The organism is Kribbella sp. NPDC050124, from assembly GCF_044460355.1.
Taxonomy (GTDB): Bacteria; Actinomycetota; Actinomycetes; order Propionibacteriales; family Kribbellaceae; genus Kribbella.
Window position 1 is genome coordinate 1 of sequence record NZ_JBITJU010000061.1, and the last position, 7,887, is coordinate 7,887.

General features: G+C 67.8%; 4 protein-coding genes and 4 pseudogenes. 2 read left to right on the top strand and 6 right to left on the bottom strand.

Translation table 11 applies throughout. The features are described 5' to 3' along the window. Positions 1 to 241: 241 nt before the first annotated feature. Both ACIBL3_RS47055 and ACIBL3_RS47060 read right to left on the bottom strand, forming a co-directional pair. The gene (locus ACIBL3_RS47055) at positions 242 to 2,461 is read right to left on the bottom strand and encodes a recombinase family protein (RefSeq protein WP_396360592.1); all 2,220 of its coding nucleotides are present in this window, start codon (positions 2,459 to 2,461) and stop codon (positions 242 to 244) included. After that, a complete protein-coding gene (locus ACIBL3_RS47060; protein WP_396360593.1) occupies positions 2,454 to 2,621 on the bottom strand; it encodes a hypothetical protein in 168 nt (55 codons plus the stop codon). Before ACIBL3_RS47060 ends, ACIBL3_RS47055 begins: the two co-directional genes overlap by 8 nt. A gap of 454 nt (positions 2,622 to 3,075) precedes the next feature. On the opposite strand from ACIBL3_RS47060, the gene ACIBL3_RS47065 reads away from it, so the two are divergent. Beyond that, positions 3,076 to 3,777: a group II intron maturase-specific domain-containing protein gene (locus ACIBL3_RS47065; RefSeq protein WP_396360595.1), complete on the top strand. Its 702-nt coding sequence runs from the start codon at positions 3,076 to 3,078 to the stop codon at positions 3,775 to 3,777. An 85-nt stretch (positions 3,778 to 3,862) separates the two neighbouring features. Here the strand turns inward: ACIBL3_RS47065 and ACIBL3_RS47070 are convergent. Further along, positions 3,863 to 4,635: pseudogene (locus tag ACIBL3_RS47070) on the bottom strand (IS3 family transposase); the annotation flags it as partial. Positions 4,636 to 4,704: 69 nt separating this feature from the next. On the opposite strand from ACIBL3_RS47070, the pseudogene ACIBL3_RS47075 reads away from it, so the two are divergent. Next, positions 4,705 to 4,897: pseudogene (locus ACIBL3_RS47075) on the top strand (IS1380 family transposase); the annotation flags it as partial. A gap of 221 nt (positions 4,898 to 5,118) precedes the next feature. On the opposite strand, the pseudogene ACIBL3_RS47080 reads toward ACIBL3_RS47075, so the two are convergent. From ACIBL3_RS47080 to ACIBL3_RS47090, 3 genes and pseudogenes are all read right to left on the bottom strand, one after another. Next, positions 5,119 to 5,386 (bottom strand): annotated as a pseudogene (locus ACIBL3_RS47080) (transposase); the annotation flags it as partial. A gap of 45 nt (positions 5,387 to 5,431) precedes the next feature. After that, positions 5,432 to 6,747 (bottom strand): annotated as a pseudogene (locus tag ACIBL3_RS47085) (ISL3 family transposase). A gap of 138 nt (positions 6,748 to 6,885) precedes the next feature. Then, the coding region (locus ACIBL3_RS47090) for an IS110 family transposase (RefSeq protein ID WP_396360594.1) at positions 6,886 to 7,887 on the bottom strand (1,002 nt) is incomplete at its 5' end.

The window sequence follows — 7,887 nt, forward strand, 5'->3', positions numbered from 1 at the left end:
CACCACCACCGAGGCCCGCGATGCTCACTGACACCTCCAGGTGGTCCCATGCTCGTGGCAACGAGGTGGTCCCATCACGCTGGCAAGCGACAACTCCTACGGGTATCGGCCCGGCCGGTCGGCACTGGACGCGGTCGGTAGGTGCCGAGAGCGCTGCTTCAAGAACAACTGGGTCGTCGATCTGGACATCCAGAAATTCTTGGATGCATCGTCACACTGCTCCTCTTGCTGATTGTTGTGGTCAGAACAGGCTGTTTTGTGGGGTGGGTGGCTGGATGCGTAGGCCTTTTCGGCGTCCGGTGCGGACGTGGACGGCGGACAGTTCGCCGCGCTTGACACGTTGCATGATGGTCTGGCGGGTGACGCCGTAGGCGAGGGTGGCCTCGAGCATGGCCAGCCAGCCGTCGGGGGCGTCGTCGACGAACAGGGCGCGGATGTGGTTGGTGAGGCGGATGCGCCAGGGCGCGCCGGGGGTGAGTTGCTCGCCGGCGATGAACCCGTCGCCCAGCCAGCGGTGCAGTGTGGACGGAGCCAGGCCCAGTTCTTTGGCGGCGTCGGCCACGGTGAGCAGTTCTCCTTCCTGCGGGTCGTCGCTGGGCTGGTGGCGGGGGATGTTCCAGTGGTGGCGTAGTGACTGGACCCTACTGGCGGTGAACGACAGTCCGCGGGCGGTGCGGCGTCCTTGCCGGTTGAGGATGCCGGCGATGGTGGCGTCGGGGTAGTGGACGGCCAGCCGGCGCAGTAGGTCGATGGTGTCCTCTTCGGTGCGCAGCCGTTGCGGCGGCTTGCGCTTGAGGGCCGCGGACAGTTCGGTGATCGCGCCGCCTTTCCAGCGCAGGATGAGGTCGGCGCGGCCTTCGTGGTGGTCGCGGTGCACGTTGATGTTCACCTCGTCGAGCAGGCTGCGCAGCAGCCGTTTGCGGTCCTTGTCGGTGGTGGTCGCTGCCGACCACACGCCGTCGAGGTCGTCGCCGAGGGCAAGGATCGCTTGTTTCTCTTGTGGGTTAAGTGTTTTCGGGCGTGCTTGTTCGCGTCGGGCGAGTTCTTGTTCGGCGTCGGTCAGCTGCTGCAGTGCGGTGTTCCACTCGGTCTCCAGGCCGCGGGCGACCAGCCGGTTGTCCGGGTCGACGGCCCGGTAGCGGCGTTCGGCCTTGTCGGCGTGGTAGCGGGCCTGCTCGACCTGTCGGCGCCACTGCGCGAGCGCGGCGTCGTGGCCGTCCTCGAGTTGCTGGGCGGCGGCCAGGCAAGCCTGCAGCGCGGCCGGTTGCAGGGCGGCCAGGAACGCGGCGGTCACTGCTGTGTCGATCGCGACGCCGCCGACGCGCAGGTGCCGGGTGCCGCGGCCCTCGACGAGCTGACCGGTTCCGGTGCAGTAGTAGCCAGGCGCGGACTTGGCCGGGCCGTCGTAGTAGACGGCGAGCTTGCGGCCGCACGTGCCGCAGGTGGCCAGGCCTTGCAGCAGCGCGCGGCCCTCGCGGACCGCGCCGGTGCCCGGCTCGTGCGCCCGCGGGCGGGTGTTGCCGCCGATGCGGGCCTGGTTGGCCTGGTAAGTCTCCCAGTCGATGAACCCGCGGTGATGGTCTGTGATGAGGACCTCCCACTCGCCTTGGGGTAACTTGTGCCGGCTTGTCCGCACCACCCCGTCCTCGCCGACGCGGCGTCGCTGGCGGGTCTTGCCGAACACATATGCACCCGCGTAGGCGGGATGGGTGAGCACGTTGTGCACCGCATGGTAGGTCGGCTCGACCCAGGTGATCTGTTCGCCGCGCAGGTAGGCGGTGGGCTGCAGCGGGAACTTCAGGCCCGCCTCTCGCAGCCACAGCCACACCCCGCGCACCGATCCACTGACGGCGAACCGCTCGAAGATCGCGGTGATGACACCGGTGACGGCCTCGTCCGGGTGCCAGCGGATCTCGCCGTCGGCCTCGCCCCAGACCAGCCCGACCGGCAGGCCGCGGCGCAGCTCGCCGCGGGCGGCCTTGTTCCGGATCCCGCCGTCCAGCCGGGCGCGCAGGATGTGCAGCTCGGCCTCGGACATGGTGCCTTTCATGCCCAGCAGCATCCGGTCGTTGAACAGCCCTGGATGATAGACGCCGTCGGTGTCGGCGATCAGTGTGTCGGTCATCCCGGCCAGGTCCAGCAGCCGGTACCAGTCGGCGTTGTTGCGGGCCAGCCGGGAGCACTCCAGCGCCAACACGATCCCCACCTGGCCGAGCCCGACCTGGGCGGCCAGCTCGGCGAACCCGGAGCGGCCAGTGGCGCTGGCCCCGCTGACGCCCAGGTCGTCGTCGATCACCCGCACCGCGCCCCGAGGCCAGCCCAGCCGCTCGGCTCGCGCGACGAGGTCGTACTGGCGGGCGGTGGACTCCCGGTTGCGGTCGACCTGCGCCAGCGTGGACTGGCGGACATAGACCAGTGCCGCGCGCCGCAGATGCGTGGGCGTGACCTTGAGCTCACTCATCAGCGCCCACCTCGATCCCGGTCGGCGCGGCGGCCTTGGCGATCACGCCGGCCAGTAACGCGGTCGCCGCCGCGACCGCCTCGGCCGGCAGCAGCGTCACGGCCGGTGTCGGTGGCGCCGGGGACGGGTCGGGTATCAGACTGAGCTGGACAGGCTGCATGGAAGTCCTCCTCGCACGGTGGCTTCCGTGCAGCCTGTCCCGGTTCCCCGCGGCCGCGTTCGGCCAGGTCCGCGACCAGCTCGCACGCATCCAGCAGATCGGCCAGCGACCCCAGCGTCGACACCGCCGTCTCCGCGTCCACCCCACACGGATCGGCGTCGGTCCATGCGGCCGGAACCAGCGACTTGCTGCCATCCGGCAACACCAACAACAACTCCACAACCCCATGCCGCCGCATGCCACCCAGCACCGACAGCGACCGGCCCTCAAACGGGTGCCGCCGCCGCGTGATCCTCACCGCCGACGGGAACTCCTCGACACGGGTAGTAAGACGGGGCTTCGTTCGACAGCGTGCCCTGGGACCTCATGATCAAAGCGGTGAAGGCGAACACCGACCAGCGTTGGGTGGTGCTGTATGTGGAACGGTGGCTTCGTGCCTCGCTCCAACTACCCGATGGAACCTTGCAGCAGCGGGACCGCGGGACTCCACAGGGGGTCAGCGGTCTCGCCCGTGCTGGCGAACCTGTTCCTGCACTATGCGTTCGACGAGTGGATGGCTCGGGAGTTCCCGGGCGTCATGTTCGAACGCTACGTCGATGACGCGGTCGTGCATTGCGTCAGCGAACGCCAAGCCGCCACGGTGGTAAAGGCGATCGGGAGCAGGATGGAGGAGGTCGGGTTGCGGTTGCACCCGGCCAAGACCCGGATCGTCTACTGCAAGGACGCGAACCGGCGCGGCTCGTACGGGCACACGTCGTTCACGTTCTTGGGGTTCGACTTCCGCGTCCGCGCGGCGCGCAGCAGACACGGGGTTAAGTTCCCGTGCTTCCTGCCTGCGATCAGCAAGGCTGCCCTGAAGAAGATCAGCGTCGAGGTGCGCCGCTGGCGCATTCATCGGCGCACCGGCCATACCTTTGCTCAGCTCGCACGGGCCATCAACCCGGTCGTGCGGGGGTGGATGCAGTACTACGGGGCGTTCTACCGCTCCGCGTTGAGGCCCCTCCTGCAGCGCATCAACGCCTACCTGGTGCGCTGGATCCGCCGAAAATACAAGCGGCTCGCTGGCTTCAACAAGGCCAAGGAGTGCTTCCAGGGGATCACGCAGCGATACCCCTTGATGTTCGCTCACTGGCGTTGGTGCCACAACTTCTGGTGATCAGGACGACAAGAGCCGTGTAACGGGAGACTGTTACGCACGGTTCTGTGGGAGCCGGAGGGTGAAATCCCCTCCGGCTACCCGACCCGACGTAACGCTGGTTCGGCGCCTGGGCGGTGAAGTCGCGGTTGAGCAGGTCGGGCACCTTCTGCCCGGCTGGTTCGGGGATTGTGGTGCGGATCTTGCGGCGTCGCCGGTAGCCGGCGATCCCGTGCTCGCGCATCACCCGGGCAACCCGCTTGTGGTTGACCTTGCCTTCGGGGCCGGCGCCGTCGTTGAGTTCGGCGGTGATCCGCGGCGCACCCTGGGTCTTGTCGGTGTCATGGACGACCCGGATCCTCATGGCGAGCGCCGCGTCGGAGTCTGCCCGCTCCTGCCGGGCAGGAGCAGCCTTCAGCCACGCGTAGTATGACGAACGCTCGATGTCGACGAGCGCGCACAGCCGCTTCACCTCAAAGGTGGTGCAGTGGTCGGCGACGAACTGGAAGCGGTTCACCAGTTTGTCTCCCCGGCGAAATACTTGGCAGCCTGCCGCAGGATCTCCCGTTCGGTCGTGAGCTCGGCCTGCTCCGCCCGCAGCTCGGCGTTCTCGGCCTCGAGCCGAGCGATTCTCGCCTCTGGCGTCTCCGGCTCAGCATCCACCCTGGCGGCGCGCTGACGGGCCCGCGAGGGGCCGGACACGGTGGTGCCGGCCGCAGTCGTCTTCTTGCCCGAGCCATACAGCTCGACCCAGCGTGCCAGGGTCGCCCGCTCAATCCCGAGGTCGGCTGCGATCCCACGCAGCGTCGCTCCCGGAGTGGACTCGTACAAGTCGACGGCCTGCCGACGGAACTCCTCGGAGTAGTTCTTGCGGGCCATGGCCCTGATCATCTCGCTTCCCCAGCACATGGCTGGATTCAGCGTGTCCAAGAACCAGGGTCAGGGCCCGGTACCCTGACCAGCCCCAAGCACGCCGTCGCCCGTGGCGCGACACTACGCCGCCACCTCGTCACCGTCCCCGCCCGGCTCGCCCGGCCGCCCAGTCCTGCATCTGCCCGCCCACTGGCCCTGGGCCGAAAAATGGACCACCTTGTGGACAAAGGTGTTCGGCCCCGCGACCGCACCACCAGTCGCCGCCTGACCACCGACCACCCGCCACACCCGGCGCCGACCAGGGACCACAGTGGAAAAGCTGGGCAGACCAGCAACTCAGCCACGCCCGCCCCGACCGATCACCAAGCATCACCGAGCCAGCCGGTCCACGGATTGAGACTAAGCCACACAACGATTCTCCCGGCCACCACCCCAATCAACCGACCGCGAAACACCTGCAGAGGCTCCCCGATTCGTGCGACAGCCTCCCGCCTTCAGGATCTCGATCGTCTGTTCCAGCTCGGCGTTCTTCCGCTTCAGCTCCCGGTTCTCCCGCGCCTGCGCGGTCGAGACCCCGTCGGCCTCACCGGCGTCGACCGCGGCCTGACGAACCCCACCGGCGCAGCGTCTCCGCCGTCATCCCCAACCGACCCGCGACCGTAGTGATCGCCTCCCACTCACTGGCGTAATCACCTCCGTGCTCGGTCACCAACCGAACCGCCCTCGCCCGCGTCTGCTCGTCGTACTTGCTCGGCATGAGCGCCACCTTCCCAACGAAGGAGGTACGCATCAAACCGGCTCTTCACGATCGAGGGTGTAGCCGGGGCCTGAAGCCGCCGGTCTCGAGTAGGGATCTGGCGATGTAGTTGGTGAGGTTGCGGAAGCCGAGGGGGATCCGCGGAGGTGTTCTAGGCGGCCGTTGATCGCCTCGGTCGGTCCGTTGCTGGTGCCGGGCAGGTCGAAGTAGGCCAGGATGTCGGCGGCACGCTTGTTCAGTGTGCTGCCGAGTGTGATGACCTCGACGAGGGCGGCGGGCACGCGGTGGCTGATCGAGTCGATGAGTTGCTGCATTAGCTTTCTGCCGTGGGTCCGGTCGGGTTCGCGGTCGGCGGCGATCATGCGCTGGTAGATCCCCCAGGTCGCTTCGACCTCGACGTGCTCGTCGGCTGCGAACAGTGCTTGGAGCCGGTCGGTCTGCTTCTTGGTGAGCAGCCCGGCGCCGGTGTGCAGCGTCCGGCGCGCCGAGTAGAGCGGGTCGTGCTTGCGGCCGCGGTGGCCGTGGACGGCTTGCTGGACGCGGCGACGGCACAGGTCCAGGGCGTCGCCGGCCAGCCGGACGACGTGGAAGGGGTCCATCACCGCGAGAGCGTCGGGCAGTTCCTCGGCGGTCGCGGTCTTGAACCCGGTGAACCCGTCCATCGCGACGACCTCCACGGCGTCGCGCCAGGACCCGGGCCGTTCGGTGATCCAGGTCTTGAAGACCTGCTTGGAGCGGCCCTCGACCATGTCGAGCAGCCGGGCGGGTCCGGTGCCGTCACGGATCCCGGTCAGGTCGATGATCACGGTGACGTACTTGTCGCCGCGGCGGGTGTGTCGCCACACATGCTCGTCCACGCCGATCACGGCCACGCCGTCGAACCGGCCGGGATCTTCGATCAGCACACGCTTGCCCTCGGCAAGAACCGCGTCGTTGGCGGTGTTCCACGACACCGCGAGGCCCTCGGCAACCCGGGCCACGGTCAGGTGCTGACACACGATCCCTTCCAGCGCCCACCGCAGCCCACGACGCGAGAGCTTCGCCCGCGGCTCGGCCGCGCGGCTGGTGTTCTGACGCCACACATGCCCGCACCCGGCGCACCGGTAGCGGCGGATCGTCACCAGCAGCATGGTGGGACGCCAGCCGAGCGGCTCGTGCGCCAGCCGCCGGACCACGGTGTCGCGGGGCACGCCCTCGCAACCGCAGCGGCGGCACCAGCCATCAGCGTCGTCGGCGCCAACGACCCGGCAGGCCAGTACCGCCCGATCCGGTGTCAGGTGCTGGCCGGTGACTTCGAGGCCGAGCTCGTCGAGGCGGCAGAACGTGGTCAGATCAGGGTTGGTGAAGGTAGCGTCAGGCACGTCGAGGTCTTCTGGATGGGCGGCGTAGGAACCTCCATCATCAGGAGACCTCGACCCCTACCCGGCCACCGCACCGCGCCGACCACCGCTACACCCTGACGCGAAGATTCACCCACGGGGAAGCTGCTGCGGCGAGCGCTACGAGGCTTCGTTGAGCGTGACGCGATAGCCCATGCTTTCGAGTTGGTGAATGGCACGCTGTCGGGCTCGCTCCGGGCGCAGCCGGGTGTAGTAGTCGGCTCCGGGATCGTCGTAGATGGTTCCGGTGACTCCCATGTGCCAGATCGCGATGAGGATCGTGTGTTGGATGGCGACGTTGGCCTTCTGCTGCGGTCCGCGGCGGGTTGCGATCCGCCTGTACTTCGCGTTGAGGTAGGTGCCAGGTGTTCGGGCGATCGACATCGCTGACGCCCCAAGGGCTCCTTGAAGGTAGGGGTTGCCTGGTCGGCTCCGGCTGGACTTCACCCGGCCTGCGGACTCGTTGTTCCCCGGGGTCGTGCCGGCCCACGAGGCGAGGTCCTTGGCGGTCGGGAAGCGGCTCATGTCGGCGCCTGTTTCAGCGACGACGACGTCGGCGGTCAGGGTGCTGATCCCGGGGATCGTGCAGATCAGGTCGTGGAAGCCACAAAAGGGCTCCATCATCGCCTCGATCCGTTCGGTCAACTGGCTGATCACCACGGTGTGCTGATCGATGAGGTCGAGGTGGACCCGGGTGAGGAACGCATGGTGCTCGTTGAACCGGCCGACCAACGCTTCGGTGAGCTGCGGGATCTTGACCCGCATGCGGCGCTGGGCCAGATCAGCCATCCGGCCCGCGTCACGGTCACCAGAGATCAGAGCCTCGATCATTGCTCGCCCTGAAACGCCGACAATGTCGGTGGCGACTGAGGACAGCTTGATGCCGGCGTCCTCCAGCAGCTTCTCCAGCCGCTGGATCTCCCGGGAGCGTTCCCGGGTGATCGCGGTTCGAGTCCGGGTCAGATCACGCAACTGCCGGATCGGCTCAGGCGGCACGAACGAACCTCGCACCAGCCCATGCGCACCAAGTGTTGACCGTCGTTCTGGATGACGACCTGGTGGTCGGCGTACGTCGTTGAGGTTGCTGACGACGGCTGGGCGCAGGTGTTGGTGTTGATGTTT